The organism is Brevundimonas intermedia, from assembly GCF_027922165.1.
In the GTDB taxonomy this organism is placed as follows: domain Bacteria; phylum Pseudomonadota; class Alphaproteobacteria; order Caulobacterales; family Caulobacteraceae; genus Brevundimonas; species Brevundimonas intermedia.
This window is the reverse complement of record NZ_BSFD01000005.1, coordinates 1-25959: the sequence shown is the minus strand read 5'-3', so window position 1 is coordinate 25959 and position 25959 is coordinate 1. Positions and strand designations below refer to the sequence as shown.

Below are 25959 nucleotides of genomic sequence, written 5' to 3'. Positions count from 1 at the left end.
GCGCACGGACGACATCGCGTCCGGTTCGCCAGAAGCGTTTCGCCCATGCTGTTTCTTCTGAACGACGTCGTGTTCGACCTGGACGAGGCCTGCCCGGTCACGCCCGCCGACGCGCGCCGGTTCGAGAAGCTGGGCTTCGACTATGTGCTGGAGCTGGGCTGCGAACTGTTCGCCGAGGATCCGCTGCTTCACCGCAACGACCCGGACCGCGCCCGCCGTCTGGCCTGGCTGATCGCCGAGCGCAGCCCGGACGTCAATGCGGCCCTGTTCGCGGCGCCCGCCGTCGCCTGCAATCCCGATCTGGTCGAGCCGCGCTTCTGCACCCTGCCGGACGCGGTCATGGGCCAGTTGCACGACAAAGGCCGTCGCCTCGACGCGATCGCCGCCGATCGCGCCGTCTGGAACCGTCTGGCCGCCTAAGGCGCCCGTTTGAACCGCCGTCAGAACGCCGTGAACAACAGGTGCACGACGGTGGCGACGGCGAAGATGAAGCCGAAGCCCATCGCCAGCCCCAAAGCCGGGTGCATTTTTTGGGGGCGTTCAAAGCGCGAACGGTCGAGACCGGAAACGCGGTCTTCAGGATGGATCACTGCCATCGTCTTTTCCTTTCCCTATGGTCCCGGTTTGATCCGGGAGGGGAGCGTCGGGCTCTGACGGCCTGATCGTCCTCCGACCCGACAATGACTCCAATAGCCCCTGATGGCGAGGGGTTATTTGATCTGCGGCAAACGGCGCACAGGCGGCCGGATATTCGCGCAATAGGCGCCTGACACTTTACGACCCCGCACAACCTTTGCGACAAGTCACAGGTCGGGGAAGACGGAATTAATTCAGTTCCGTTCGGCGAAGACGGGGAGCAAGACGTGAAAATTTCAGGACTGGGCGCCGTGGTGGCGGTTGCCTTGGCGGCTCTGAGCCTGCCGGCGACGGCGCGCGCGGATTGGCTGAAAGCCGAAAGCGAACGCTTCATCGTCTACAGCGAGGGCAACGAGCGGTCGCTCAGGGATTATGTCCAGAAGCTCGAGACCTTCGACCGAGTCATGCGCTACCGGTCCGGCTTTGCTATCAACGAGGCGCCGGCCCGCAAACTGCCCATTTATCTGGTGAACTCCAGGTCCGGCCTGCTGCGGGTGCATCCATACACGCCAAAGGATGTCGTCGGCACCTATTTCCCGACGTCCGAAGACATATTCGCGGTGGCGATCCGCGGCGAGAACGACGAAGTCTTGCTGCATGAATACGTCCACCATTTCATGCTGGGCAGTATGCCGTCGGCCTATCCTGGCTGGTTCGTCGAAGGTTTCGCCGAATATTACATGACCGCCGACATCGATGGCGGCAGAATTCAGGTGGGCGGCTATAGCGACAACCGGGCCTATTGGCTGTTCAACGGCAGTTGGATCCCATTGGAGATGCTGCTGCGGTCGCGACCGGCGGACGTCACGCGAAGCAGCTACCGCGAAACCTATTATCCGGTCGCTTGGTTGCTGACCCACTGGTTCTTCAGCGACCCCGCGCGTCTTCAGCAGTTGAGCGCCTATCTGACTGCCGTCTCCGACGGCGGCGACCCTGTCGAGGCCATGGAGACAGCGACCGGCATGACAATGGGCGAGTTGCGCGCCGCCTTGCGTCGGTACCTGAACCAGAGGTCGCTGGTCGTGCGGGTCATCACAGGCGACTTCCCACCTGCGGACATATCCGTGACTCGCCTGCCCCGTTCGGCGAACGACCTGCTGCTGATCAATCAGAGACTGAAGATCGGCGTCAACGACGAGGATCGGACGGCCCTGGGGCAGGAGGTGGCGCGGATCGCCGCCCGTCACGGCGACGACCCCCTGGCCCTGCTGGCCGCCGGTCACGCCGGCATGCATTTCGGCGACCGCCCCGCCGGCGAACGCGCCCTGCAACGTCTGATCGAACTGGAGCCCGACAACGTCGAGGCCTTGCAGTTCCTGGCCCAGGAACGCCTGCGCCAAGCCCGAGATGTCGAGGAGCAGGCTGAAATGATCGCACTGAAACGTCAGGCGAGAGACTATCTGAGCCGGGCCTATGTCGCCGCAGAGAACGACTATCGGACCCTGATGCTGATCGGCGAGATGCGCAGCGGCGAGTCAAACTATCCCACCGAGAATGACTTGCTGACGCTGGGGCTCGCCTTCGACCGGGCGCCGCAATTGGCCGAGGTCCGCCTAGCCTACGCCAGCGCCTTGATTGAGACCGAAGACAAGGAGACCGCGCTCACCCTGCTGGCGCCCTTGGCGAACAATCCGCACGGCGGCGAGGCGGCAGACTATGCGGCGCGGATCATCGCCGCGCTTAAAAACGGAGACCCCCTCCCCTCGCCGGACTCCGAGGTCATATCCGAGGCGGGGGTCCCGCCCGAGCCCGAAGACGATCCTGAATCTCCCCCGGCGCCCGCCAGCGAGTGACTTTCTCGGCCGGGCGCGCTAGTCGCGCGCCATGACACTGACACTGCCCGAGGAGGCGGCTCGCCGCCGGACCTTCGCCATCATCGCCCACCCGGATGCGGGCAAGACGACCCTGACCGAGCATATCCTGCTGGCCGGCGGCGCCATTCGCGCCGCCGGGGCCGTGCGGGCGCGCGGCGAGAACCGGCGGACGCGGTCGGACTGGATGAAGATCGAGAAGGAGCGCGGCATTTCCGTCAGCGCCTCGGTCATGACGTTCGAGCACGACGGCAAGATGTTCAACCTGCTCGACACGCCGGGGCACGAGGACTTCTCCGAAGACACCTATCGCACCCTGACCGCCGCCGACTGCGCCATCATGGTGCTGGACGCCGCCAAGGGGATCGAGCCGCAGACGCTGAAACTGTTCGAGGTCTGCCGCCTGCGCGACATTCCGATCATCACCTTCATCAACAAGCTGGACCGCGAGGCCCAGGATCCGATGACGCTGCTGGACGACATCGCCAGCCGCCTTCAGCTGGACCCGGCGCCCATCTGGTGGCCGGCCGAGAGCGGCAATCGCCTGCGCGGCATGGTCGAGGTCGGCACCGGGCGGTTCCAGCCCTATACCCGCAAGGCCGCCGGCTCGGCCGAGGATCCCGAACACCCCGCCGCCCTGCCGCTGGACCAGGCGGCGCAATATTTCGAGGCGGGCGAGCAGGATAATCTGGCCGAGGCGGTCGAACTGGTCGAGGGCGGCTATCCGGCCTTTGACCGGCAGGCCTTCCTGGAGGGCCATATGACGCCGGTGCTGTGGGGTTCGGCCCTGCGCCATTTCGGCATCGACGAACTGCTGAAGGCCATCGGCGACTGGGCCCCGGCGCCCAAGGTGATGAAGGCGCGCAAGGAATCCCCGCCCGAGACCCGCAACGCCCCCGCCCCCGTCGAGACGGTGGTCGAACCGGGCGCCGACGAGGTCACCGGCTTCGTCTTCAAGGTCCAGGCCAATATGGACCCCAACCACCGCGACCGGATCGCCATGTTCCGCATGGCCTCGGGCGCCTTCAAGCGCGGCATGAAGCTGAAGGTGCAGAACACGGGCAAGTCCCTGTCGGTCAATGCCCCAATCATGTTCTTCGCCAGTGACCGCGAACTGGCCGACGACGCCTTCGCCGGCGACGTGATCGGGATCCCGAACCACGGCGTGCTGCGGGTGGGCGACAGCCTGTCGGAGAGCGGCGTGGTGCGCTTCGCCGGCCTGCCCAACTTCGCGCCGGAAATCCTGCAACGTGTCCGGGTCAAGGATCCGCTGAAGGCCAAACACCTGAAGAAGGCGCTGGAGGGCCTGGCCGAGGAAGGCGTGACCCAGCTGTTCCGGCCCGAGATCGGCTCGGACTTCATCGTCGGCGCCGTGGGCCAGCTGCAGTTCGAGGTCATGGCCGACCGGCTGGGCGAGGAATACGGCCTGGACGTCCTCTTCGAGCCCAGCCCCTACGCCGAGGCGCGCTGGGTCAACGGTTCGGATGCAGATATTGAGGACTTCTCGGGCAAGTACCGCCCGCAGATGGCCCGCGACATCGACCAGGCCCCGGTCTTCCTGGCCAAGTCCAGCTGGGAGACCGGCTATGTCGGCGAACGCTTCCCCAAGGTGGCCTTCACCAAGACCAAGGAGCGGGGTTAGCCGCGCGCCATCGCGTCCTCGATGATCTTGGTCGACTTGTCCGGGCCGAGGCCATAGGCGACTGCGGTGCGGAACTTGCCGTCCGGCCCCATCAGATAGACGGTCAGGGAGTGGTTCATCGTGTATCCCTCGCCCTCGCCGACCTTTTCGTAATAGGCGCGGTAGACCTTGGCCGCGTCGGCGACTTGGTCCGGCGTACCCGTCAGGCCGATGGTCCCCTTGGGGAAGCCGTCTGAGGACAGATAGTCCTTCAGTTGCTGGGGCGTGTCGCGTTCGGGGTCGATGCTGACGAAGACGATCTGCAGATCGTCCGCCTTGTCGCCCAGCCGCTGCTGCACCGCGGCCATTTCCGCCAGGGTGGTGGGGCAAAATTCGGGGCAGTAGGTGAAGCCGAAGAAGACCAGGCTCCATTTGCCGTTCAGCATCGTCTGATCAACGGTTGCGCCGTCCTGGTTCACCAGCTGGAAGTCGCCGCCGACCAGCGGCTGACCCGTGGAGGAGACTTCGGCCGTCGCGGGGGCGCGGCTGGACACCACCACCACGGTGACGATGGCCAAGGCGGCGGCGATGGCGGTGCAGGCGCCCGCGAACAGCAGGATGGAACGACGCGGCATGACGACCCTCTGACGAAAACCTCGGACCCGGTCTATAGAAGGCTCGTGACATCGACAGAAGACCGCATCGCGCCGCATGCGCCCTCCTTCTCGTCCGAGGGGGGGCTCTCAGACGCAGGTTGGCGTGAGACGCCGCGCCGAGGGCGCGGCTTTTCGCTGCGGACCCTGATCGTCCTGCGCTGGCTGACCATCCTGGGCCAGAGCGCGGCCATATTGACGGCGTCGCAAGGCCTGCACTTCCCCCTGCCGCTCTGGCCCTGCCTGATCGTCATCGCCGTCAGTGCGGCGGTCAATGTCGGGGCCATGGCCCGAGTGCGACGACTGGAAGCCAGCCTGCCCGACGGGCGGACCACCGCGGTCCACCTGGGATTCGACATCTTCCAGCTGGGGCTCCTGCTGGGCCTAACCGGCGGGCTGGAGAATCCCTTCTGCCTGCTGCTGGTGGCGCCGGTGACCATCGCGGCGGCCGCCCTGCCCGCGCGGCAGGCCGTGGCGCTGGGGCTTCTGGCCCTGATCGCCGTAGGGGTGCTGTTCTTCTGGTCCGAGCCCCTGCCCTGGCGTCCGGGTGAGAATTTTCACCTGCCCTTGCTGTATCGATTGGGCATGGTCATGGCCCTGGTGACGGGCGTGGTCTTCACCGCCGGCTACGCCTGGCGCGTGGCGGCCGACGCCGAGAAGCTGGAGCTGGCCCTGGCCACGACCCAGGACGTGCTGCAACGCGAGCAGCGGCTGGCGGCCCTGGGCGGGCTGGCGGCGGCGGCGGCGCATGAGCTGGGCACGCCGCTGGCCACCATCCAGGTCGTGGCCAAGGAGCTTCAGCGCGCCTCGGCTCCCGACAGCGACGCGGCCGAGGACGCCGCCCTGATCCTGCAACAGGCCGAGCGGTGCCGGGGCATACTGGCCCAGCTGTCGCAACAGCCCGAGGGCGACGACGCCCTCTATGCCGACGTTGCCCTGAAGGCCCTGCTGGAAGAGGTGGTGGAGCCGCACCGGGGCTTCGACCTGGTGTTCGAGGTTCTGGTCAAGACCCCGCCGGGCCAGCCCGCGCCGCGCGTGCGCCGGATGCCCGAGGTGGTGCATGGCCTGTCGACCCTGGTCGAGAACGCCGCCGACTTCGCCGCCTCCACCGTGCGGATTCAGGCCCTGGTCGACGCCGGCTGGATCGAGATCGCCATTCTGGACGACGGACCGGGCTTCGCAAGCGACATCCTGCCCCGGCTGGGCGAACCCTATGTGACCAGCCGGCCCCAGGGCAAGGCGCGCCTGGCCCTGGCGGCCCAGATCGCCGCCGCCACTTCGCGGTCCCGCGAGGCCCGTGCGGAGACCGCCATCGCCCCCAGCCAGGGCGGCATGGGACTAGGCTTCTTTATCGCCCGGACCCTGCTGGAACGGACCGGCGGCGTCGTCAGCGTGGGCCAGGGCCTGCCTCGCCCCAACGCCGCCGCCGAGGGGCGCAGCCCCCAGCGCGGCGCCCGCGTGGCGGTGCGCTGGGCGCGCCCGGCGCTGGAGGTGGCGGCGTGAGAGGGTCCGGTTCGGCGCGACCTGCGTATTGGGTCGAAGCGTCGCAGGGACGAACCTTGGCCTTGACCCGGACGCGAGCGGTCCCGACTTGAAGCGGTAGGAGAACAGAATGTCCGAACTTGAGACCCGTATCGCCGCCCTGCCCGACAAGTCGCTGCTGCTGCTCGACGACGATCAGGCTCTGCGCACCCGCATGGGACGGGCGCTGGAATCGCGTGGCTTCGACGTCACCACAGCCGGGTCCGTCGCCGAAGCCACCCAGTTGCTGCGCGACAAGGCCCCGGCTTTCGCCGTGCTGGACATGCGGCTGGAGGACGGCAACGGTCTGAAGGTCGTCGAGGCCGTGCGCGAACGGCGCGAGGACGCCCGCATCGTCATGCTGACCGGCTATGGCGCCATCGCCACCGCCGTGGCGGCGGTCAAGGCCGGGGCGGTCGACTATCTGTCCAAGCCCGCCGACGCCGACGACGTGGTCAAAGCCCTGCTTGCCACGGCCGACGAGGCCCCCGAGCCGCCGGACAATCCGATGAGCGCCGACCGGGTGCGCTGGGAACATATCCAGCGCGTCTACGAGCTGTGCGACCACAATGTCTCGGAGACCGCCCGTCGCCTGGGCATGCACCGCCGCACCCTGCAACGGATCCTGGCCAAGCGCGCCCCGCGCTGAAACCGCCTAGCCGGACTTGCCGAGCAGCCGGCCCAGACGGGCCAGCTGCGGCTTGACGATCGGCGTCGTCAGCATGGTCGAACCGACCGCCATCAGCAGCAGGGCGGTGAAGGCCTCGTTGGTGATGATCTGCTTGTCCAGCAGGATGTTGGCGAAGATGATCATGATCAGGGCCTTGGTCTGAAGCAGCCAGCCGATGACCGAGGCCTCGCCCTTCTCCCACTTCAGAATCCGGCCGGCCAGGTGGACCCCGGCCAGCTTGCCCGCCACCGAGGCGACCAGCAGCACTCCCGCCGCCGCGAACACCGCCACGCCGCCGACGTCCCACTGGGTCCGCAGCCCGGTCGAAAGGAAGAAGACCGGCATGACCGCCAGCAGGATGTGATTGCGGAACAGGTCCATCTTGGCCTGATCGAACCAGCGGTGATCCAGCACCGCCCCGGCGAGAAACGCCCCGACCATGAAGTGCAGGCCCGACCAGTCGCCGGCGAAGCCACAGGCGGCCAGCCAGATCAGGGCGACGTACCATCGGTCCGATTCCGGCAGACGTTTCATCAGCCATCGCACCGCCCAGGCCGCCACGGCGAAGCCGACCAGAAACCCGGCCTGACGCCCGACCCGTTCCCAGTCCAGCAGGATCAGGGCCAGCACCCCCCAGATGGCGATGTCGTCCAGGCTGGCGTAGCGCAGGATCCGCTGGCCGATGGGCTGGCGCAGGATCTCCATCTTTTCCATCAGCAGGATCAGGATCGGCAGGGCGGTCACGGCGCAGGCCATGCCGATGCCCAGGACCACCTGCCAGGTCTGACCCTTCGGCCCGGACCACCCGGGGAATTGCAGCATGCCGAGCGCCGCCAAGGACCCAAGGGCCAGGGGTGCGATCAGGGCCAGGCCGGAGGTGACCGCCGTCTCGCCCCGCTTCTCCCACGCCTGGTGCAGATCGAGCTCGAGACCGGCGATGAAGACGAAGATCATCACCGCCCACCAGGCGACGCCGTTCAGCGCCGTGATCACCTGCGGATTGAAGACGGTGGCGTAATAGGCCGGAAACGCCGCCCCCAGCACGCCCGGCCCCAACAGGATGCCGGCAATGATCTGCACCACCACCAGGGGCGCATAATGATCGGTCTTCAGCCCGCGCCAGATCAGATAGGGCGCGCTGAAAATGATCAGCATGGCGATCAGATACAGCTCGGTCGTGTTCATCACATGCGGCATCACACCCCTCCCAAGGCGACGCTTCGCCCCCTGAGCCGCCCCGCCTTGTCTGGCGGATGTCACGCACACGAGGCCCCCTTGCGGGCGATTGGAGCGGGCGATGGGAATCGAACCCACGACATTCAGCTTGGGAAGCTGACGTTCTACCTCTGAACTACGCCCGCGTACGACTTCCTTAGACGCAGGTCTGGCGCGGCTCAAGGCGGCGGGGCAAGGTCTCGGCCGGGGGAGGATCTAAAATGCGAAGAGGGGGCGACGGAGGCGGCCTGAGCGGCCTCGGCTTCGGCTGTCTTGCGGCCGCAATACTGGCGGCGGCGATTGCGGCGGCGCTGTGGGTGATCTTCGCCTGGGGCGTCAATCAGGCCTGAGCGCCGCCGCCTTCCGTCTAGCCTACTCGACGCTTTCGACAGCGACGCCGCGCGACTTCAGGATCGACTGGACGCTGTCGTCGCCGGTCAGGTGGGCGGCGCCCACAGCGATGAAGGCCGTGCCGGACCCCTGAAGCTGGGTCTGGATCTGGTCGGCCCAGTCGGTGTTCCGATCGACCAGCAGCACCTTGTACAGTTCCGGAGCGTCGGCTTTCATGTCCTCGACGACGATCTCGTCCAGGGCTTCGACGTCGCCCTTGGCCCAGGCCTCGACCATGGAGTCGAGCACGACCACCGCCTGATCGAAATCCTTCAGGGTCTCGCGCAGGAATTCCAGTTGGACGTCGTCCGGCAGGGTGGCCAGCATGCCGATCTGGTCTTCAAGGGTCTCGAAGCCGTGAATGGTCTTGCCGGCGGCTTCGGCGCGCGTCTTCAGGGCCAGTTCGACCCCCGACTGAGGATCATAACCCGCCTTGACGAGGGGCGCGACCGAGAGAGACAGGGCGGCCAGCCACGGTTTCAGCGGATCGAGCTGCGCGGCCGAGGCGCCGATGGTCTTTGCGGCGGTATCCAGCTGGGCCAGTTCGTCGGCCGTCAGGCGGCTGGACAGAGGGGCCTGGGGCGACAGGCCATATTGCTGGATCAGGGGCATCATGGCCGCCTGGTCGTCAGGGTTGGTGATCTCGAACCAGATGTCCGAGGCGCTGTCGAAGGCGGCGTTGACGCGCGGGCTGGCCCAGCCGGTGGTCGGGCGCAGGACGTGGATGGAGCCGAACAGATACAGGGTCGAGTCCGCATCCTTGACCACCCACAGGGCCGGGCCTTGGCCCTGAATGGCGGGCGCGGCGGCAGCGGCCGGAGCGGCCTGGGCCAGGGCCTGGGCGGGCGCGCCGGCGATGGCGAAGAACAGGGCCAGGCCTGCGGCGACGCCGACGGCGCCCTGGGCCAGATTGGAGACGGAGGATTTCAGGCGTTTGGAAAGGGTCATGATCTGGGTCCTTGGTTTAGAGTTCAACGCGGTTTGGAAGTTCAGTGGAGGCCGCGCCGCATCGAGGCGACGGTGGAGGCCAGGAGGTAGATCGTCATCAGTACGGCCAGCATGCCCCAGGCGGAGACGCCGCCGGTCAGGCCCAGACGTTCGGCTGCGGCATAGAGGAACAGCGCCATCTGCGAGGCCCAGAAGGCCAGGGCGCTGGTCTCGACCATCACCCGCCGCAGCATTTCGTCGGCGCGGCGCCACAGCAGCAGATTGGCGACCGACTGGACGACGGACAGCACCACCAGGCCGACGAAGACAGTTTCAGGATCGGCCAGGTTGGGGCCCCACATGGGAGCCAGCATCAGCACCCCGGCCAACAGCATGACGACGGCCTGAAGCACGCCGCAGCCGCTGGGCACGCTGGCGGGCCTCAGGGCCACAATGGCCGCCATCACCACGCCCGTCGCCAGCAGAAGCGCTGCGATGATCAGGGCCAGGGCGTCGTCCCACGACAGGGCGTCGAGGTTCAGCCGCCCGCCGATCAGATAGCCGACGCCGGCGCCGACCAGGGCCAGAAACAGCAGGCCTAGGATGCGCGCGGGCCAGGACATTTTGTAATCAACTGAAGTCGACATGGGTCAATCCTCCGAGAAGATGGATTCGATGGGTTGGTCAAAGACGCGGGCGATCTTGAAGGCCAGCGGCAGGGACGGGTCGTAGCGACCGGTCTCCAGCGCATTGACGGTCTGACGCGACACGCCCAGCAGTTCGGCGAGATGAGCCTGGGACCAGTCCCGTTCGGCCCGCAGCACCTTGAGGCGGTTGTTCATGGTTCGGCCCTCAACGGCGCTGCAACCACCACACGGCCCAGGCGACGCCATAGCCGAGCAGCATGAGGCTGATCAGCGCCCAGGCGCCCATGGCCGCATAGGCCATCGGGTCTGTACGGCCGAAGAACCAATCGGGCAGACGCCAGTCGGCGGTTTGCGGCAATACCGCCATCATCAGGATCGGCATGGCGGCGAGCAGACCGACGGATCCGCCCCAGAACCAAGCGGACTTGTGCGCTTCCCGCGCCGCTTCGTCGATCACGCGCATCCAGCGCACACTCACCACCAGAGCGACGACCATGCCCGCCACGCCCAAGACGGCGATGCCGACTAATTCGAAGGGCGCGATCCGCGCAGCGAGCGCCGGATCGGAGGCTTCAATATGGCCCACCCATCCGCCGGCGAGGCCGGCGACGAAGCCGAGCACCAGCATGCCCCCGAGGTAGAACATTACGGACTTTAAACGCGGGCTCATGTCGCCCCTCCTTGTCTTTATGACAAGGTCACTTTACCTCTGCCGCCACGTCTGTCAAGCACCCTTGTCAAAGAGACAAGGTCAGTTGTCTGTCGGCCCCGTCAGCTCCGATCGGGTGATCAGGCGCGGCTGGGTCTCGACCTGGGCCAAGGCCGGAATTTCCTTGCCCTCGTGGTCCACCTGCAGATCCTCGAACCGGCGGGCCGAGACCATGACCTGGCTCTCCAGCGAACCGACGAACTGGTTGTACTTGCCCACCGCCTGATCCAGCGCCCGACCCACCGCCGAGGCGTGGCCGCCCATGACCGACAGCCGCTTGTAGAGTTCGCGCCCCAGGGCGGCGACCTTGTCGGCGTTGGCCGCCTGTTCCTCGGCCCGCCAGCCGTAGGCGACGGCCTTGCACAGGGCGAACAGGGTGGAGGGGGTGGCGATGACGACCCGCGATTCCATCGCGTCGGACAACAGGTCCGGCGCATGGTCCAGGGCGGAGGCCAGGAAGCTGTCGCCCGGCACGAACAGGACGACGAAATCAGGGCTGGGCTTGAACTGGTCCTGATAGGCCTTGGACGACAGTTGGCGGACGTGGGTCTTCAGGCTGGCGGCGATGCGCAGACCGACCGAGCGGGCGCGCGCCTCCTCGTCGCCCTCCTCGTCGTCGAAGGCCAGGGGCACCTTGGCGTCGATCACGAACAGGCCGCCGCCGGGCAGCCGCACCAGGAAGTCGGGCCGGTTCTGCCGCCCCTCGTCATCGGCGCTCGAGGTCTGTTCGGTGAAGTCGAATCGCCCGGCCATGCCGGCGGCCTCAAGCACATTGCGGCACGTCTGTTCGCCCCAGCGACCGCGCCGGCCGGTGTTGCCGCGCAGGGCCTCGGTCAGTTTGCGCGCCTCGTCCCGCGTCGCTGACGAGGCGACCATCAGGGCCGCCAGTTGCTCGCGCAGCCCCCCGGTCTCCTCGGCCCGGGTCTTCTCCAGCGCCGCCACATGCTCCTGAAACCTGGTCAGGGTGTCGGCCACCGGCTTCAGCTGGGCCGCCATCCGCTCGCGCGCCAGCTGGTCCTGGGCGCGGAAGGTCTCGGTCGCGCGACTGACCATCTGGTCCGCCACCACCTGAGCCGACTGGGCCGCCTGGGCCTTCAGCAGTTCGCCCATGGTGACCCGGCTTTCCTCGACCAGATCGATCCGCGCCAGGGCCGCCGACAACGCCCCCTGCGCCCTCTGCCACCCCATGAAGGCCCACAGGAAACCGCCCCCCAAGGCGGCGGCGAGGACGGCGAGGATCAGCGCGAGCATGTTCATGCTCCGTTCCTAGCGGGAGTCGCCCTCCCGGAAAAGCCGATCCGCGACCGGCCTTCCGGGAAAGGGCCTTAGCGATCCGCGCCCGAAGCCGCGTTGCGGGACGCGATCAGGGCCGAGACGTCGATGCCGGAGCCGACGACGCAGGTTTCCGCATCCAGCGGGCAGACGCCCAGGGTGCGTTCCACCTCGCGCAGACGGACCACCTCGGGGTTGGACCGGATGGATTCCGCCAGCAGCCGGTTGGCCTCGGCCTGGCCGCGCGCCTGGGCGATGCGGGCCTCGGCGTTGGCGCGTTCCAGATTGACCCGCTCCAGGGCCGCGCGCGTGTTCTGCTCGGCCGTGGTGCGCGACTGGATGGCGGTGACCACGCTCTCGGGGTAGCGGATCGACCCGACCCACTCCATCCGGATGATGTCCAGCCCCTGGGACGCCCATTCGCGTTGCAGGGCTTGCATGGCCCGTTGGAGCACGATCTGGCGCCCCGGGCCGATCAGCTGGCCGGGGCAGTCCTCGGCGTCCTGGGTGCCGACCGGAGCGATAGGGGCGCCCAGGGCCGCTGCAGGCGCGACGACCGGAACGCTCGACTGCTGGGCGTTGCAGGCCACGGGCAGTTTTTCGGTCTCGCGGGCGATGGCGGCGCGCACCGAGGTGCGCAGCGGGCCGTCGATGAAGGCGTCGAACTCCTGGCGCCAGGTGGCGTAGAGGTCGGCCGCCCGATCTTCGCGCACCTTGAAGGTCAGGGCCACGTCGGCGGTCATGGGCAGACCCAGCACGTCGGAGAACATGATCTCCTCGTTCTCGCGCCCGTCGGCGTTCGGCTCGCGGGTGTAGGAATAGGTGCGTTGCAGGGTCTGATAGGTGCGGATCTTCTCGCCTATCCCTTCCCAGTGGAAGCCGGGGCCAAGCTCGTCCTTCTGGACGCCGGGGTTCGGCCCGAACTTGGTGGTCTTGATCCCCATATAACCGCTCTCGACCGTGACGCTGCACGACGAGACGCTGATGGAGGCGACCACGATCAGGCCCAGTACGCCCGAGATCATCAGTACGGTGCGGCCCACCGAGCCGCCGCCACGAAACGAGGGCGGCTTGATCCCGCCCATTCCGGTTCCAAAAGTCATTGGTCTCCCCCCGAGACTCCCAGGGCGCGAGACGCCCAGGCGAACAGTCGCCATGCGGCCCAGCACAGGGCCAGAATGCCGGCGATCCCGACCACCGAGGCGGTGATCAGACTGCCGGCGAAATGGGCTTCCAGGATCAGGGGCACGGCGAACCGGACCAGGAAGATGAACCCGATCACCAGGGCGGCGATTCCCGCCGCAGCGCCCAGCGCCACCTTGACCTCACGCCCCATTCTTCGCCCCCACGAACATCTGAAGACGACCACAGCGCGTTTCGGGACCGGGATCAATCCCGGCGAATCGTCACGCCGGCCGGCGCGCCCGCATGGCCTGGACGATGGTGCCGTCGTCCAGCCAGTCCAGTTCGCCGCCCACCGGCACGCCGCGCGCTAGGGAGGTGACCTGGACCTCCGGGCCCGAGATGCGTTCGGCGACATAGTGGGCGGTGGTCTGGCCGTCGACGGTGGCGGGCAGGGCCAAGACGACCTCGCGCACGGCGCCGCCCCTCACTCTACCGACCAGTTCGGCGATGCGCAGATGTTCGGGGCCGACCCCATCGAGGGCCGACAACAGGCCGCCCAGCACATGATATTTGCCGCGGAAGGCGCCGGACCGCTCCATGGCCCAAAGCGCGCCGGCCTCCTCGACCACGCAGATCAGGCCGTTGTCGCGCGATCCGTCCGAACAGATGGCGCAGGGGTCGCGCGTATCGGGCGCGCCGCAGACCGAGCAGGAGACGACCTTCTCGGCCGTCTCGGCCAGAGACGCCGCCAGCGGCACCAACAGTTGCTCGCGCCGCTTCAGCAGGGCCAGGGCCGCGCGCCGGGCCGAGCGCGGCCCCAGGCCCGGAAGCTTGGCGAGAAGGGAGATGAGCCGTTCGATCTCCGGCCCGGCGGAGGCGGCCATCAGAACAGTTTCGGCATTCCGGGAATATTCATCCCGGCCATGGGGCCGGCGGCCTCACGCATCAGGGCGTTGTTCACCTCGTCCAGCTTGCGCTTGGCGTCGCCGTGGGCCGCCACGATCAGATCGGCCAGGATCTCGCCCTCGCCGGGCGTCAGCAGGCTGTCGTCGATCCTGACCGCAGTGATCTCGCCGGCGCCTCTCAGAGCCACGGTCACCAGGCCCCCGCCCGAGGAGCCCTCGGCGGAGGTTTCGGCCATCTTCGCCTGGGCGTCCTGCAGCTTTTGCTGCATCGCCTGGGCCTGCTGCATCAGTTGGGTCAGATCTTTCATTCCCCCTAGATAAGACGAAGACAGGCGGTGTGACAGGGGTGTTTCGCCACATCCGTTTCGTCATGGCTGCGAGGACGGGCGCACGATCGGAAACGGTGGATTGCGATATTCGCACTTGAAGCAGTTGCAGAAGCGATTAAATCAGCACCTGCACTTGTTGCTTTTCGTATTCAGGACGCCTTCCCATGGCCTATGATGCTGTCACCCAACGCGACGCCCCGCTGTCGGACGCCGCCCTGTCGCAACTCTTCACCGAGGCGCGCACCCGCAACGCCTGGAGCGACCGCCCGGTCGCGCCGGAACTGCTGCGCAAACTGTATGACCTGACCAAGTTCGGCCCCACCGCGGTGAACAACAGCCCTGCCCGGTTCGTCTTCATCACCTCGCCCGAAGCCAAGGCTCGCCTGATCCCGCTGATGAGCGAGGGCAATCGCGCCAAGACCCAGCAGGCGCCGGTGAACCTGATCATCGGCCAGGACATCGACTTCCACGAGCATCTGGACGCCCTGTTCCCGCATGCGCCGGGCGCCAAGGCCTGGTTCGCCGACGAGGCCGCGCGTCGTGAGAGCGCCTTCCGCAACGCCTCGCTTCAGGGCGGATATCTGACCATCGCCGCCCGGGCCCTGGGCCTGGACGTCGGACCCATGTCCGGCTTCGACGCCGCTGCCGTGAAGGCCGAGTTTTTCCCCGACAGCAATGTCGAGCCGAACTACATCCTCAACCTCGGTTACGGCACGGACGACAACCTGTTCCCGCGCTCGCCGCGCCTGTCGTTCGACCAGGCGGCGCAGATCCTCTGAGCCTCGCGATCAGCCCAAAGACAGCGGGGCGGCCTGTAAAGGCCGCCCCGCTTCAATTCCGGTCATGCGAAGTAGATGTCAGCTGTTCGGCGGCGCTGCGCTGGTCGCAGCGGGCGGTGCAGCCGGGGTCTGCTGGGTCGTGGGCGCCGCGCCCACAGCCGGGGCTTCGCCGGTCGCCTCGGTCGCGGGCGCGCCCTCTGCGGCAGGCGCTTCACCCTCGGCCGGGGCCGCAGCGCCCGGCTGACGGGCCGGATCCGGCGCCGGAACGGCGAAACCGCCGGAACCCTGATTCCGCAGCCAGGCGATCAGATTGATCCGGGTCTGGGTGTCACGAATGCCCGCGAACGACATCTTGGTGCCCGGCACGTAGCGGGCGGGGGCGGTGATGAAGCTGTTCAGCTCGTCATAGCCCCAGGTCGGCGCCTCGGCCTTGTGCTTGGTCATGGCGTCGGAATAGGCGAAGCCCGCTCGGTGCATCACTGGCCCGCCGACCACGCCGAACAGATTGGGGCCGATGCCGTCCGCCCCGCCCTGCGCCGCATTATGGCAGGCCTGGCAGCGTGCGAAGGCGGCCTCGCCGGCGGCCAGGTCTGCGGCCGGCAGGACCGTGCCCCAGTCCGGCGGCAGCTCGGCCTCTTCAGCGCCCGCGGCCTCGTCCGGCGCGTCGACGAAATAGCCCATCTTTTCCGGCGGCTCGGAATGATAGATCAGGCCCGACGCCTGTTGCACGACCAGGATGACGAACGCCGTCCCCAGGGCCGCACCGAAAATCTTGTTCCATTTCAGATCGCCGCTCATGCGCGTCGTCTCATCCCGTCCCAGAGGTTTCCCAACTTCGCCGTCTTACGCAGCGAAGCCTTCCTTGCCTGTTCACGTCTGGCACGGTAGCGCGGGGTTCGCAACCGGCGCGAAATCTTCGGCGGCGGCGGACAGATCGAGGCAGAGCCATGAATCCATTGATATTGATACCCGCTCGCATGGCGGCGACCCGTCTGCCGAACAAGCCGCTTGCCGATATCGGCGGCAAACCCATGATCGTGCGGGCCTATCAGCAGGCCGAAGCCTCGGGCCTGCCGGTCGCCGTCGCCGCCGGCGACCCCGAGATCGTCGCCGCCATTGAGGCCATCGGCGGTCGGGCCATTCTGACCGATCCCGACCTGCCCTCGGGCTCGGACCGGATCCGCGCCGCCGTGGACGCCATCGACCCGGAAGGCGATTTCGACGCCGTGATCAATGTCCAGGGCGACATGCCCTTCGCCGACCCAGGGCTGGCTGTGGCCTGCGCCGCCATCCTGCACGGGGAGCCGAGCTGCGACATCGCCACCCTGGTCGCCGCCGAGGCTGATCTGTCCGACAGGACCAACCCCGACGTGGTCAAGGCCGTCCTCGCCCTGGCCGAGAACGAGCGCCAGGCCCGCGCCCTCTATTTCACCCGCTCGACCCTGTACGGCGACGCCCCCGTCTGGCGTCACATCGGCGTCTACGGCTATCGCCGTGCGGCGCTAAACCGCTTCTGCGTCGCGCCCCCGTCGCCGCTGGAGAAGCGCGAGAAGCTGGAACAACTGCGGGCGCTGGAGATGGGGATGCAGATCTGGGCCGCCGTCATCGACGAAGCCCCCCTGTCCGTCGACAATCCCGCCGACCTGGAGGCGGCGCGGGCGTTGGCTTGAACGGCGACGCAACTGCACTCCGGAAAAACAGTGCAATAGAGTGCAAATTGGAAACACCGTGTTGTTTTCATTAACGAAATAACTTCGCCAGAATTGCACTGGCGGCACTTCCCGTAGCAGCTCCTGTTGCGCAACGATGTCAAAGACCCGGCGGCGATCATAAGCCCGATGAGACCCGTGTATGGCAGACAGTCGATGCGAAACCACAAGCCATTGAAACAGGACGAGTTTATTCTCAAAAATAGGATGGAAAGGCCTCCGTCTAGCGCTCCTCCGCCCAGGCCTTGATCAGACTGTGGGCGATGGCGAAGGACGGCGGGGCCTGAAGGGTCGGGTGTTCGCCCGCAAGAACCGCGCGCGCCTCGGCCCGCGTCAGCCAGGCCACCGATTCCAGCTCGGTCTGGTCGGGCCGGGCCTGATCGTCCGACACCTCGGCGATCAGGCCGATCATCAGTTGCGACGGGAAGGGCCAGGGCTGACTTGAGTGATAGACGGCCTCGACCACCGTCAGACCCGCCTCTTCCTTGACCTCGCGGGCGCAGGCCTCCTCAATGGATTCGCCCGGTTCCAGAAACCCGGCCAGAGCCGACATCCGTCCTGCAGGCCAGGCCGCCTGGCGACCCAGCAAGCAGATCGGCTCCGGCCCGCCCTTGTAGACCGGCAGCATGATGGTGACCGGATCGACGCGGGGGAAATGTTCGGTCCCGCAGGCTGGGCAGCGCCGCTTCCACCCGCCCGAGGTCGTCTCGCTCAGCGTGCCGCAGTTGGCGCAGAAGCCGTGTTTGCGCCGCCAATCGAACAGGCTCTTGGCCCCGCCCGCCATGGCGGCATCCTGGGCCGGCAACATAGCCGCAGCGCCGCGCATCTCGTGAAAGACGCCCAGGCCGCCCAGCGGGCCGTCGGTCGGGTCGATGGAGCCCTCGAACTCGATGGCGAAGACCGGGGCGTCCTTCCAGAGCCCCAGGAAGACGTCGCGGTCCGGCACGATGTCGCGCGCATGTTTCAGCGACAGCCAGGCCAGGCGCGGCCCGTCGGCCGTCTCCTCGACCAGGGGCCGTCCCTCCCACAGCACCAGGGCCTGGGCTTCGGGGTTCGCCTCCTGCGCGGCCAGCCATTCCGGATCGTTGCGCAGGTCGCCGGCGCGGTCGAGCGGATTGCCGGCGAAGATGTTCTGATGAGCCATGCGGCCTTGTAACCCTTGATTCCATCCGCCGCACCCGTCATATCCCGTCTCGGAGATCGCGCGGGCGAAGGTTTCGCCAATCTGGTCAGGGCCGGAAGGCAGCAGCCACAACGAATTCCCCTTCGGGTCGCGCGGTCTCTACTCACTCTTTTTTGGTGCGCTACGCTCGCGACGCGGTCGCTCGCGGCTTGAGCGCGACTTTTGCGCCAGCGCTCCCGTCCCCTTTCGTCATTCCGGGCACAGGGCCTCTTGGCCCGAAGACCCGGAACCCAGCGGCGCGCGAGAGCGCAAACCTGTCGCGGACGCGATCTACAAACAATGTGCTGCGGATGGATTTCGCCTTCGGCGCCGCTGGGTTCCGGGTCTCCGCTGCGCTGCGCCCGGAATGACGAAAGAAGATGCTGGCTTGCTCGTGCGGCGCCGAGAATCTCTTCGCCCCGCCGCTCACCCGCTGTAAGACTTCACCCATGACGGACAGCGACACGAATCTCGACGGCCCGCCCTGGGAAGAGGACGACGTCGTCGAGCGCGACGAGAACACCGACGACATGTTCGGCGCGCCTGCCGCTGCGCCCCAGCCTGCCGCGACGCCTGAGCCGGTCGCGGCGCCCGTTCCTGCACCGGTCGCCGCCAAACCCGCCCCATCCGAAGTCGAGGCCCATGTCGACGACGGGTCCGCCTATCAGGTGTTGGCGCGCAAATACCGGCCGCGCACCTTTGAGGATCTGATCGGGCAGGAGGCGATGGTCCGCACACTGACCAACGCCTTCTCGACCGGCCGGATCGCCCACGCCTTCATGCTGACCGGGGTTCGCGGGGTCGGCAAGACGACCACCGCCCGTCTGCTGGCCCGCGCCCTGAACAACGAGACGGAGACCATCGACCGGCCGTCCCTGACCCTGACCGCCCACGGCCGGCACGACGCCGCCATCATGGCCGGCCAGCACATGGACGTGATGGAGATGGACGCGGCGTCCCACACCGGCGTCAACGACATCCGCGACATCCTGGAAAGCGTCCGGTATGCGCCGGTCGAGGCGCGCTACAAGGTCTATGTGCTGGACGAAGTCCACATGCTGTCGACGCAGGCGTTCAACGCCCTGCTGAAGACGCTGGAGGAGCCGCCGCCCCACGCCAAATTCATCTTCGCCACCACCGAGATCCGCAAGGTGCCGGTGACGATCCTGAGCCGCTGCCAGCGTTTCGACCTGCGTCGGGTCGAGCCCGAAATCCTGGTCGATCACCTGGGCCGGATCGCCGAGCGCGAGGGCATGAAGATCGAGCAGGACGCCCTGGCCCTGATCTCGCGCGCCGCCGAAGGCTCGGTCCGCGACGGCCTGTCCCTGCTGGATCAGGCCCTGGTCCAGGCCGAGCGTGGTCAGATGGTCAAGACCGAGACCGTGCGTGACATGCTGGGCCTGGCCGACCGCAGCCAGACCATCGCCCTGTTCGAATCCGTCATGGCCGGCCGCACGCCCGAGGCGCTGGAGAATTTCCGCACGCTTTACGGCTTCGGCGCCGATCCGGTGCAGGTGACCAATGACCTGCTGGAACACTGCCACGCCGCCTCGGTGGCCAAGATGCTGGGTCCGAACGCCACCCGCCTGCCCAATGACCAGGCGCAGAAGCTGGCCGCCCTGGGCGCCGCCATTCCGGCCGCCACCCTGTCGCGCACCTGGCAGATGCTGCTGAAGGCCCTGGACGAGGTGCGCCGTGCGCCCAATCCGGCCGACGCTGTGGAAATGGCCATTGTCCGACTAGCCTACGCCGCCGACCTGCCCGGGCCGGAGGAAGCGCTGAAGCGGCTCCAGTCGGGCGAACCCTTCGGCGGCGGTTCGGCCCCACGCGGCGGAGGCTCCGGCGGAGGCGGTGGAACATCCGCGCAACTGGCCGCCCGTCCCGTCATGGCCCCCGCCCCGCCCGATCCGCAAAGCTTCGAACAGGTCGTCGCCCTGATCGGCGAGAAACGCGAAGTCGGGCTGCAGATGGACGTCGAACGGTTCGTCAAACCCGTCTCGTTCAAGCCCGGCGCCATCGTCTATGAAAGCGTCGAGGGCGCGCCGGTCGAACTGGCGCGGCGCTTGGCTGGCCGACTGCGGGAATGGACCGGCCGCACCTGGCTGATCGCCGCCAACGGCCAGGGGGGCGGCGAGACCCTGATCGAGCGTCAGAAGAAGGAACGGGCCGCCGAGCGCGAGAAGGTCGAGGCCGACCCCTTCATCAAGGCGGTGCTGCTGGCCTTCCCCGGCGCCAAGCTGGGCGAGATCAAGACCATCGCCCCGACCGTGGTCACGCCTGAAATCCCCGAGCCGTCCGAGGACGACGACGAAGACTGAGGCCTAGAGGCCTGGCGTGCGGATCGGCCTGAAAATGCGGCGGGCCACATCAGCCCGCCGTGATCAGTAGGCGTTGACGCGCTTCAGGATCATCGGAACCGTGCGCCAGATGATCAGCAGATCGTCGCGGAAGGTCCAGCCGGCGGCGTATTCCACATCGGCCTCGACCCGGCGGGCCATGCAGCTGAGCTGATGGATTTCGCCCCGCAGCCCCAGGATCTGGGCCAGACCCGTCAGGCCGGGCCGCACGGCGAATCGGTCCGCATAGCGCGGCAGCAGGGCGCCATAGTGATTGTCGTGCGCCAGGGCGTGGGGGCGCGGCCCGACGAGGGACATGTCGCCCATGACGACGTTCAGCAGTTGCGGCAGTTCGTCCAGGCTGGTGGCGCGGATAAAGGCGCCGACGCGGGTGACCCTTTTGTCGTTCTTGGAGGCGTGGGCGATCTTTTCGCCGTCTTCGGTCACCGTCATGCTGCGGAACTTGAGGATGGTGAAAACCTTGCCGTCACGCCCCGTGCGCCGCTGGCGGAACAGCACAGGGCCACGGCTTTCGAGCACCACAGCCAAGGCGATCATCAGCAAAGCCGGCAGCAGAACCAAAACCGCCGCGCCGGCCAGAATTACATCCATGGCGCGCTTGCACGCGGCTGACCCGCGTCCGCGCTGGAAGGCCGGCGACCACATCTTCTCGTGGGGTTGAGATGATGCGGAAATCGTCGGTGTCGCGGCCAGCGACGGATTGGACAAGCTGTCATACATCTCCGCCTCCTCCTTAGCCCTGCAAACTTCCCTTGGGACAGTTAAGCGATGAGTAATGTTGCATTGCAAGATAAAATGCCGTGACACCGCCCCAAGACACCATTCTGTTACCTATTGGCAACTTGGGAAGCCGCCCTCGACGTTGTCCGTTTTATCAACCCTCGAGCGAGACCACGGCGCCAGCTTTGGAACTCGGCCGACTGTGTCTTGGCTCCCGCGCCTTTAGCCGAACACGAATCCGCGACTGAATCCAGTCGTCGATCATAAAGTGGAAGGCGAAGGCGAGGGCGACCGCCGCCAGGACGCCGCCGCCCCACAAAACCCACTGAACCGGCTCAGACAAGGCGAAACGGGCGACCGCGACATTGACCAGGCCGAACCAGGCGATGCGGACCACCTCGTTGGAAATGAACATGGAAAAGGAGACCATGGCGGCGGTCTCGACCCATTTCGACGGGCGGCGCACCGGCACGGCCCCCGCAGCCAGGATGATGATCGAGATCATCGCCAGAGAGATCAGAGCATTCTTGTCGAAGACCTGGGCGATCGCCAGGCCGCAGAATGCGGCGACCCCGGCCCAGCCGGCGAAACGAGGCGCGATCCAGACCTGCTGGGCGAACCAGGCCAGGCTCATGCCCAGGAAGAACAGCGGCAGGGCGCGAACAAAACCATAGCCCATGGGCATCTGGTAGACGGGATAACCCAGCAGGCTCCAGCACAGCTGGTTGGCGACCAGATAGACGCCGATCCCAAACCCCAAGGCGCCCCACGGCCCCAGACGCGTGAGACCGCGCAGGATCCAGGGGAAACACAGATAGCAGCCGATCAAGGCCGAGATCGACCAGGTCGGCGCGTTCCAGCCCAAACCGCCATGCACCCCGTAGGCCTGAAGCAGAAGCAGTTGGGCCGGCAGCTGATCCCAGCGGAACCACTCGGGATTACGCGGCGCGGCGCCCAGCGCCGTCCCCAGCACCACCAGAGCGACCAAGGCCAGACCCAGGATCAGGTGGGCCGGAACGACCCGCAGGAACCGTTTCAGAAAGAAGTCGCCCGCCGACATCCGCCCCTGCCCCACCGCCGCGCCATAGACCCGCATCAGCACATAGCCGGAATCGATCAGGAAGAAGTTGGTCAGCAGGAAGCCGCCCCGTTCGAACACCGGATGGACGGCCTCGGCCAGAGGAACCGGTCCCGCAGCCTGATAGTGGTGCAGGATGATCAGGAAGGCCACGATGAAACGCAGGGCGTCGAGCCAGCCGCCACGCGCGATCGGGGTTGTTTCGTTTCGGGTCGAAATCAGGGTCCAGGGCACGGGAAACGCCTCCTAAGACCCCGACCTCGCAAGAGCCGGGCCGCAGGCCGCAAGCGCCTCAGCGGCGCACGAGACGCAGGAATTCCTCGCGCGTGCGCGGGTCGTCGCGGACCACGCCGATCAGGTGACTTGTCGTCAGACTGGCGCCCGGAGCATTGACCCCCCGCAGGGTCATGCAGCTGTGCTCGGCCTCGATCACCACGCCGACGCCCTGGGGTTTCAGCACGGTCTGGATGGCCTCGGCGATCTCGGCCGTCATCTTCTCCTGGATCTGCAGGCGCCGGGCGAAGCCGCGCACCACCCGCGCCAGCTTGGAGATGCCGACGACGCGGTCGGTCGGCAGATAGGCCACATGCGCCCGCCCCACGACCGGCAACATGTGATGTTCGCAGAAGCTGACGAAGCGGATGTCCTTCAGCACCACCAGCTGGTCGTAGCCGCCCGTCTCCTCAAAGGTCTTTTCGAGATAGGAAAGGGGGTCGGTCTCATAGCCGGAAAACAGCTCGCGATAGCTGCGCGCCACCCGCGCCGGCGTCTCCAGCAAGCCCTCGCGGTCAGGATTGTCGCCCGCCCACTCAATCAGGGTGCGGACAGCAGCCTCGGCGTCGGCCTGGGTCAATCGGGCGGAGGGGGCGGTGGGGGGAGCGTCGGTCATTGCGGGCCTAATAGCGATGCGAGGCGGAGAAGGGAAAGCCTTCCGCCCCTCATTTACGTTGCTGAGACCGATTTAGACGCGGGTACGCAAGGCGCGATTCCGCACCGCTCCAAACGCCCCGGATAAGCCCCGACCGCTCAGGCTGCGTGCGCGGCCTCGCGCGAAACGGAGTCCAGGCGCGCGACCTCGGTCGTCGACAGAAGGCGCACGAGGTCCATCAGGACGACGAACCCGTCCTCGCGACGGACGACGCCCGAAATATAGTCCGAACGCCACTTGATCCCGATGTCAGGCGAAGGCTCGATCTGGTCGGCGCTGAAGGCGGCGACCTCGAACACCCGGTCGGCGACCAGGCCCAGACTCAGCACCCGATCCTCCAGTGGGATGTCCAGCACCAGGATGCGTGTATTCAACGTCGGTTCGACCGGCGCCATGCCCAGGCGGATCCGCAGATCCGCCGTCGGCACGCCCCGACCCCGCACGTCCGTCAGGCCCAGCAGATAGTCGGGGCCGTTGGGGATGCGCGAGGGGGCCTGATAGGTCAGGATCTCCCGCACCAGTCCGACCGGAGCGGCGAAGACCTCGTCGCCCAGGCCAAACGCGACATACTGGCCCTCGGCGGCCCCGGACATCAGGCGCTTTCCCTGAAGTCTATGTCCTCGGCGTCCGCGCCGCCCGTGGTCATGTCGAGAGCAAAGCCCTTGGCCCTAGCCTGCTGGGCATGGACATTCGGCCTCGAGATCAAGGGAGACACCGGCCGCGCAGCCTTGAAAGCCGTAGGACGCGCGCGCACCCGGACCGGAGCCCGGACGGGCGTTCCCGCCGCCTCAGTGCGGAAGAAGGCGATTGAGGTCTGAAGTTCCTCGGCCTGGGCCGCCAGTTCCTCGGAGGTGGCCGACATTTCCTCGGCCGCGCCGGCGTTCTGCTGGATCACCTTGTCCAGTTGCTGGATCGCCTCGTTGATCTGGCTGGCGCCGACGTCCTGCTCGCGGCAGGCGGCGCTGATCTCCGACACCAGTTCGGCCGTCTTGCGGATGTCCGGCACCAGGCGTTGCAGCATCTCGCCGGCTTCCTGGGCGGCCTTGACCGTGTCGCCCGAGACCGCGCCGATCTCGGCGGCGGCCGTCTGGCTGCGTTCGGCCAGCTTGCGCACTTCCGAGGCGACGACCGCGAAGCCCTTGCCGTGCTCCCCGGCGCGGGCGGCCTCGACCGCCGCGTTCAGGGCCAACAGGTCGGTCTGACGCGCGATCTCCTGCACGATGCCGATCTTGGCGACGATGGTGCGCATAGCCTCGACGGCGCGATGCACGGCCTCGCCGCTGATTTCCGCATCCTTGGACGACTGGCGCGAGATCTTCTCGGTCTGGGCGGCGTTGTCGGCGTTCTGTTTGATGTTGGCGGCCATCTCCTCCATCGAGGCCGAGGCCTGTTCGGCGGCGGCCGCCTGTTCGGTCGCACCCTGGCTCATCTGCTCGGAAGAGGACGACAGTTCCTGGCTGCCCGAGGAGACGTTGTCGGCCGCCGTCAGCGCGTCGCCGACCACGCCGCGCAGACGTTCGATCATACTGTTGAGGTCGCCCAGCATGTCGCCGATCTCGTCCTTGCTGGTGATGACCACAGTGCGGGTCAGGTCGCCCTCGGCGACAGAGCGGACAGCTTCGGACGCACGTTGCAGGCCTTTGCGGACGATCAGGGTGATGCCGATGCAGCCGACCACCGCGCCGATCAGGGCGACGACCGCTGCGACGATGAGCCCGATACGCGCCTCCTCGAACACCGCCCTGGCGCCTTCTTCGGCCTTCGCCATCATCGCCTTGTCGCTGACCACGATACCGTGAGACGTCTCCTCGATCTTGGACAGGCTGGCCCGCGCCTCGGTCATCATCACCGCCCTGGCGCCGGCGTTGTCGCCCTCCAGGGCCAGCCGATGGATCTCTTCGCTGATCGGCTTGTACTCCGACCAGGCGCTGGCCAGCGCGACCCACTCGGCCTTGGCGTCGCCCGATGCGGCGGCCTGGCCTTGCGCCAACAGCGCCTCCAGCACGGCTCGGCCTTGACCGACTTCGTCGGAAAACTCCCGCACCGCCTCGGGGTCCGTCGTCAGCAGCATGCCGCGCTCGCGTCTCACATAGCTGCTGAATTCAGTCTGCACGCTCTGAGCACGGCTCAACTGTGCGGCCGGCCCCGCGACCACGTCATGGATCGCGGCGTGCAGCGACGACAGGTGACTGAGAGAAACGCCGACCAAGACGGCGATCGCCACGATCAACAACCCGAAGGTCACGATCAACTTGGCCTTGATGGTGAAACGCATGGCCTATCTCCCCGAGCAAACGATCAATGACGAATGACGCAAACGACCGACCCAGCGACGACCGGGCATGGATAGAAAATGGTGTGAAATCTCGACTGGGACCTGGGTCGGCGACGGTCCAAACCGCCAGCCTCTTCGTTCGACGCGCACATCATCGTCTGAGCCCATCCGCAGGACGCATCATCCCACAACCAAGGCTCATCATTACCGAGGACGGTTAAACCGACCTCAAGCGGCGCATAAGGAAGTGTACCTAACGAAATATCGTTAAGTTCTAATACCCTTACCCGATATTAAGCCCGCTGGCGCGCTACCCCGGAACTACAGCCCAGGGTCGCCAAAGGCAGGATGCGAGGCGCGACAGCCTACCCTTAGCGGCTGAGGGTCTTCAGATTGGGCTGTAGTTCGACGTCTCTGGCTCGGAACGACCAGCGTCAGATACGGCTGGAGCCGCAAACGCGATCAGGTCGGAAGACGGTCCCGCTCGGCCGCATGCCAACGCCAGGCGGTGCGGACGATG

The 25959-nt window shown here is 67.0% G+C and carries 28 protein-coding genes, 1 tRNA gene and 1 other RNA gene; 10 read left to right on the top strand and 20 right to left on the bottom strand.

Annotated features, from left to right (window positions below; all coding sequences use genetic code 11):
• Positions 1-45 precede the first annotated feature (45 nt).
• Positions 46-420, top strand: a complete 375-nt coding sequence (locus PKE72_RS09400; protein ID WP_271165121.1) for a hypothetical protein — start codon at positions 46-48, stop codon at positions 418-420.
• A 20-nt stretch (positions 421-440) separates the two neighbouring features.
• Here the strand turns inward: PKE72_RS09400 and PKE72_RS09395 are convergent, their stop codons facing one another.
• Positions 441-596: a hypothetical protein gene (locus PKE72_RS09395; RefSeq protein ID WP_271165120.1), complete on the bottom strand. Its 156-nt coding sequence runs from the start codon at positions 594-596 to the stop codon at positions 441-443.
• 267 nt (positions 597-863) lie between these two features.
• Between PKE72_RS09395 and PKE72_RS09390 the strand changes: the two genes are divergently transcribed.
• Positions 864-2429 carry a tetratricopeptide repeat protein gene (locus tag PKE72_RS09390; protein ID WP_271165119.1) on the top strand — a complete coding sequence of 522 codons (1566 nt, stop codon included), beginning with the start codon at positions 864-866 and terminating at the stop codon, positions 2427-2429.
• Positions 2430-2460: 31 nt separating this feature from the next.
• Positions 2461-4089 carry a peptide chain release factor 3 gene (locus PKE72_RS09385; RefSeq protein ID WP_271165118.1) on the top strand — a complete coding sequence of 543 codons (1629 nt, stop codon included), beginning with the start codon at positions 2461-2463 and terminating at the stop codon, positions 4087-4089.
• Here PKE72_RS09385 and PKE72_RS09380 read toward each other — a convergent pair.
• Positions 4086-4703, bottom strand: a complete 618-nt coding sequence (locus PKE72_RS09380) for an SCO family protein (RefSeq protein ID WP_271165117.1) — start codon at positions 4701-4703, stop codon at positions 4086-4088. The genes PKE72_RS09385 and PKE72_RS09380 overlap by 4 nt on opposite strands.
• A gap of 45 nt (positions 4704-4748) precedes the next feature.
• Between PKE72_RS09380 and PKE72_RS09375 the strand changes: the two genes are divergently transcribed.
• Positions 4749-6224 (top strand): ActS/PrrB/RegB family redox-sensitive histidine kinase, encoded by a 1476-nt coding sequence (locus PKE72_RS09375; RefSeq protein WP_271165116.1) that lies wholly within the window; start codon positions 4749-4751, stop codon positions 6222-6224.
• 109 nt (positions 6225-6333) lie between these two features.
• On the top strand, positions 6334-6891 hold the full coding sequence (locus PKE72_RS09370) for an ActR/PrrA/RegA family redox response regulator transcription factor (protein WP_271165115.1): 558 nt from the start codon (positions 6334-6336) through the stop codon (positions 6889-6891).
• A 6-nt stretch (positions 6892-6897) separates the two neighbouring features.
• On the opposite strand, the gene PKE72_RS09365 is transcribed toward PKE72_RS09370, so the two are convergent.
• Positions 6898-8109, bottom strand: a complete 1212-nt coding sequence (locus PKE72_RS09365; protein ID WP_271165114.1) for a cation:proton antiporter — start codon at positions 8107-8109, stop codon at positions 6898-6900.
• Between the two features lie 89 nt (positions 8110-8198).
• A tRNA-Gly gene (locus PKE72_RS09360) sits at positions 8199-8273 on the bottom strand.
• 75 nt (positions 8274-8348) lie between these two features.
• Between PKE72_RS09360 and PKE72_RS09355 the strand changes: the two genes are divergently transcribed.
• A complete protein-coding gene (locus PKE72_RS09355) occupies positions 8349-8477 on the top strand; it encodes a hypothetical protein (RefSeq protein WP_271165113.1) in 129 nt (42 codons plus the stop codon).
• Between the two features lie 22 nt (positions 8478-8499).
• Here the strand turns inward: PKE72_RS09355 and PKE72_RS09350 are convergent, their stop codons facing one another.
• From PKE72_RS09350 to PKE72_RS09310, 9 genes are all read right to left on the bottom strand, one after another.
• Positions 8500-9465: a TraB/GumN family protein gene (locus tag PKE72_RS09350; RefSeq protein WP_271165112.1), complete on the bottom strand. Its 966-nt coding sequence runs from the start codon at positions 9463-9465 to the stop codon at positions 8500-8502.
• A gap of 41 nt (positions 9466-9506) precedes the next feature.
• Positions 9507-10067 carry a hypothetical protein gene (locus tag PKE72_RS09345; protein ID WP_271165111.1) on the bottom strand — a complete coding sequence of 187 codons (561 nt, stop codon included), beginning with the start codon at positions 10065-10067 and terminating at the stop codon, positions 9507-9509.
• Positions 10068-10094: 27 nt separating this feature from the next.
• Complete coding sequence (locus PKE72_RS09340) at positions 10095-10286, bottom strand: helix-turn-helix transcriptional regulator (RefSeq protein WP_271165110.1); 192 nt, start codon at positions 10284-10286, stop codon at positions 10095-10097.
• 10 nt (positions 10287-10296) lie between these two features.
• Positions 10297-10761, bottom strand: coding sequence for a hypothetical protein (locus PKE72_RS09335; RefSeq protein WP_271165109.1), 465 nt, complete (start codon positions 10759-10761; stop codon positions 10297-10299).
• A gap of 81 nt (positions 10762-10842) precedes the next feature.
• A complete protein-coding gene (locus PKE72_RS09330) occupies positions 10843-12057 on the bottom strand; it encodes a DNA recombination protein RmuC (RefSeq protein WP_271165108.1) in 1215 nt (404 codons plus the stop codon).
• Positions 12058-12125: 68 nt separating this feature from the next.
• Positions 12126-13175: an SPFH domain-containing protein gene (locus tag PKE72_RS09325; RefSeq protein WP_271165107.1), complete on the bottom strand. Its 1050-nt coding sequence runs from the start codon at positions 13173-13175 to the stop codon at positions 12126-12128.
• Positions 13172-13408 carry a hypothetical protein gene (locus tag PKE72_RS09320; protein WP_271165106.1) on the bottom strand — a complete coding sequence of 79 codons (237 nt, stop codon included), beginning with the start codon at positions 13406-13408 and terminating at the stop codon, positions 13172-13174. Before PKE72_RS09320 ends, PKE72_RS09325 begins: the two co-directional genes overlap by 4 nt.
• 70 nt (positions 13409-13478) lie before the next feature.
• Complete coding sequence (recR, locus tag PKE72_RS09315; protein ID WP_271165105.1) at positions 13479-14081, bottom strand: recombination mediator RecR; 603 nt, start codon at positions 14079-14081, stop codon at positions 13479-13481.
• Positions 14081-14410, bottom strand: a complete 330-nt coding sequence (locus PKE72_RS09310) for a YbaB/EbfC family nucleoid-associated protein (protein ID WP_271165104.1) — start codon at positions 14408-14410, stop codon at positions 14081-14083. The genes recR and PKE72_RS09310 overlap by 1 nt, the downstream gene beginning before the upstream one ends.
• A 185-nt stretch (positions 14411-14595) precedes the next feature.
• On the opposite strand from PKE72_RS09310, the gene PKE72_RS09305 reads away from it, so the two are divergent.
• A complete protein-coding gene (locus tag PKE72_RS09305; RefSeq protein WP_271165103.1) occupies positions 14596-15210 on the top strand; it encodes a malonic semialdehyde reductase in 615 nt (204 codons plus the stop codon).
• A 78-nt stretch (positions 15211-15288) separates the two neighbouring features.
• Here PKE72_RS09305 and PKE72_RS09300 read toward each other — a convergent pair whose 3' ends face one another.
• The gene (locus PKE72_RS09300; protein ID WP_271165102.1) at positions 15289-16008 is read right to left on the bottom strand and encodes a c-type cytochrome; all 720 of its coding nucleotides are present in this window, start codon (positions 16006-16008) and stop codon (positions 15289-15291) included.
• A gap of 149 nt (positions 16009-16157) precedes the next feature.
• Between PKE72_RS09300 and PKE72_RS09295 the strand changes: the two genes are divergently transcribed.
• Complete coding sequence (locus tag PKE72_RS09295; protein WP_271165101.1) at positions 16158-16880, top strand: 3-deoxy-manno-octulosonate cytidylyltransferase; 723 nt, start codon at positions 16158-16160, stop codon at positions 16878-16880.
• Positions 16881-17142: 262 nt separating this feature from the next.
• Here PKE72_RS09295 and nudC read toward each other — a convergent pair whose 3' ends face one another.
• Positions 17143-18063: an NAD(+) diphosphatase gene (nudC, locus tag PKE72_RS09290; RefSeq protein WP_271165100.1), complete on the bottom strand. Its 921-nt coding sequence runs from the start codon at positions 18061-18063 to the stop codon at positions 17143-17145.
• Positions 18064-18112: 49 nt separating this feature from the next.
• Between nudC and ffs the strand changes: the two genes are divergently transcribed.
• An RNA gene (gene ffs / locus PKE72_RS09285) (signal recognition particle sRNA small type) lies at positions 18113-18208 on the top strand.
• A gap of 322 nt (positions 18209-18530) precedes the next feature.
• A complete protein-coding gene (locus tag PKE72_RS09280) occupies positions 18531-20399 on the top strand; it encodes a DNA polymerase III subunit gamma/tau (protein WP_271165099.1) in 1869 nt (622 codons plus the stop codon).
• A gap of 63 nt (positions 20400-20462) precedes the next feature.
• Here PKE72_RS09280 and PKE72_RS09275 read toward each other — a convergent pair whose 3' ends face one another.
• The 5 genes from PKE72_RS09275 to PKE72_RS09255 form a co-directional block, all read right to left on the bottom strand.
• On the bottom strand, positions 20463-21158 hold the full coding sequence (locus PKE72_RS09275) for a sugar transferase (protein WP_271165098.1): 696 nt from the start codon (positions 21156-21158) through the stop codon (positions 20463-20465).
• A 154-nt stretch (positions 21159-21312) separates the two neighbouring features.
• Entirely contained in the window at positions 21313-22470 is a 1158-nt protein-coding gene (locus PKE72_RS09270; RefSeq protein ID WP_271165097.1) for an acyltransferase family protein, read from the bottom strand.
• A gap of 58 nt (positions 22471-22528) precedes the next feature.
• Positions 22529-23125 carry a GTP cyclohydrolase I FolE gene (gene folE, locus PKE72_RS09265; RefSeq protein ID WP_271165096.1) on the bottom strand — a complete coding sequence of 199 codons (597 nt, stop codon included), beginning with the start codon at positions 23123-23125 and terminating at the stop codon, positions 22529-22531.
• A gap of 137 nt (positions 23126-23262) precedes the next feature.
• Positions 23263-23757 carry a chemotaxis protein CheW gene (locus PKE72_RS09260; RefSeq protein ID WP_271165095.1) on the bottom strand — a complete coding sequence of 165 codons (495 nt, stop codon included), beginning with the start codon at positions 23755-23757 and terminating at the stop codon, positions 23263-23265.
• Positions 23757-25439 carry a methyl-accepting chemotaxis protein gene (locus PKE72_RS09255; protein WP_271165094.1) on the bottom strand — a complete coding sequence of 561 codons (1683 nt, stop codon included), beginning with the start codon at positions 25437-25439 and terminating at the stop codon, positions 23757-23759. Before PKE72_RS09255 ends, PKE72_RS09260 begins: the two co-directional genes overlap by 1 nt.
• Positions 25440-25959 lie beyond the last annotated feature (520 nt).

Bases quoted from the DNA above. Each gene is read 5' to 3' on its own strand.
- PKE72_RS09345 (WP_271165111.1), bottom strand. From the start codon at position 10,067: ATGTCCTGGCCCGCGCGCATCCTAGGCCTGCTGTTTCTGGCCCTGGTC.
- PKE72_RS09355 (WP_271165113.1), top strand. From the start codon at position 8,349: ATGCGAAGAGGGGGCGACGGAGGCGGCCTGAGCGGCCTCGGCTTCGGC.
- PKE72_RS09255 (WP_271165094.1), bottom strand. From the start codon at position 25,439: ATGCGTTTCACCATCAAGGCCAAGTTGATCGTGACCTTCGGGTTGTTG.
- PKE72_RS09280 (WP_271165099.1), top strand. From the start codon at position 18,531: ATGACGGACAGCGACACGAATCTCGACGGCCCGCCCTGGGAAGAGGAC.
- PKE72_RS09305 (WP_271165103.1), top strand. From the start codon at position 14,596: ATGGCCTATGATGCTGTCACCCAACGCGACGCCCCGCTGTCGGACGCC.
- PKE72_RS09335 (WP_271165109.1), bottom strand. From the start codon at position 10,761: ATGAGCCCGCGTTTAAAGTCCGTAATGTTCTACCTCGGGGGCATGCTG.
- PKE72_RS09300 (WP_271165102.1), bottom strand. From the start codon at position 16,008: ATGAGCGGCGATCTGAAATGGAACAAGATTTTCGGTGCGGCCCTGGGG.
- PKE72_RS09310 (WP_271165104.1), bottom strand. From the start codon at position 14,410: ATGAAAGATCTGACCCAACTGATGCAGCAGGCCCAGGCGATGCAGCAA.
- recR (WP_271165105.1), bottom strand. From the start codon at position 14,081: ATGGCCGCCTCCGCCGGGCCGGAGATCGAACGGCTCATCTCCCTTCTC.
- PKE72_RS09365 (WP_271165114.1), bottom strand. From the start codon at position 8,109: ATGCCGCATGTGATGAACACGACCGAGCTGTATCTGATCGCCATGCTG.
- nudC (WP_271165100.1), bottom strand. From the start codon at position 18,063: ATGGCTCATCAGAACATCTTCGCCGGCAATCCGCTCGACCGCGCCGGC.
- PKE72_RS09330 (WP_271165108.1), bottom strand. From the start codon at position 12,057: ATGAACATGCTCGCGCTGATCCTCGCCGTCCTCGCCGCCGCCTTGGGG.
- PKE72_RS09380 (WP_271165117.1), bottom strand. From the start codon at position 4,703: ATGCCGCGTCGTTCCATCCTGCTGTTCGCGGGCGCCTGCACCGCCATC.
- PKE72_RS09395 (WP_271165120.1), bottom strand. From the start codon at position 596: ATGGCAGTGATCCATCCTGAAGACCGCGTTTCCGGTCTCGACCGTTCG.
- PKE72_RS09275 (WP_271165098.1), bottom strand. From the start codon at position 21,158: ATGTATGACAGCTTGTCCAATCCGTCGCTGGCCGCGACACCGACGATT.
- PKE72_RS09340 (WP_271165110.1), bottom strand. From the start codon at position 10,286: ATGAACAACCGCCTCAAGGTGCTGCGGGCCGAACGGGACTGGTCCCAG.
- PKE72_RS09370 (WP_271165115.1), top strand. From the start codon at position 6,334: ATGTCCGAACTTGAGACCCGTATCGCCGCCCTGCCCGACAAGTCGCTG.
- PKE72_RS09260 (WP_271165095.1), bottom strand. From the start codon at position 23,757: ATGTCCGGGGCCGCCGAGGGCCAGTATGTCGCGTTTGGCCTGGGCGAC.
- PKE72_RS09385 (WP_271165118.1), top strand. From the start codon at position 2,461: ATGACACTGACACTGCCCGAGGAGGCGGCTCGCCGCCGGACCTTCGCC.
- PKE72_RS09400 (WP_271165121.1), top strand. From the start codon at position 46: ATGCTGTTTCTTCTGAACGACGTCGTGTTCGACCTGGACGAGGCCTGC.
- PKE72_RS09325 (WP_271165107.1), bottom strand. From the start codon at position 13,175: ATGACTTTTGGAACCGGAATGGGCGGGATCAAGCCGCCCTCGTTTCGT.
- folE (WP_271165096.1), bottom strand. From the start codon at position 23,125: ATGACCGACGCTCCCCCCACCGCCCCCTCCGCCCGATTGACCCAGGCC.
- PKE72_RS09295 (WP_271165101.1), top strand. From the start codon at position 16,158: ATGAATCCATTGATATTGATACCCGCTCGCATGGCGGCGACCCGTCTG.
- PKE72_RS09350 (WP_271165112.1), bottom strand. From the start codon at position 9,465: ATGACCCTTTCCAAACGCCTGAAATCCTCCGTCTCCAATCTGGCCCAG.
- PKE72_RS09320 (WP_271165106.1), bottom strand. From the start codon at position 13,408: ATGGGGCGTGAGGTCAAGGTGGCGCTGGGCGCTGCGGCGGGAATCGCC.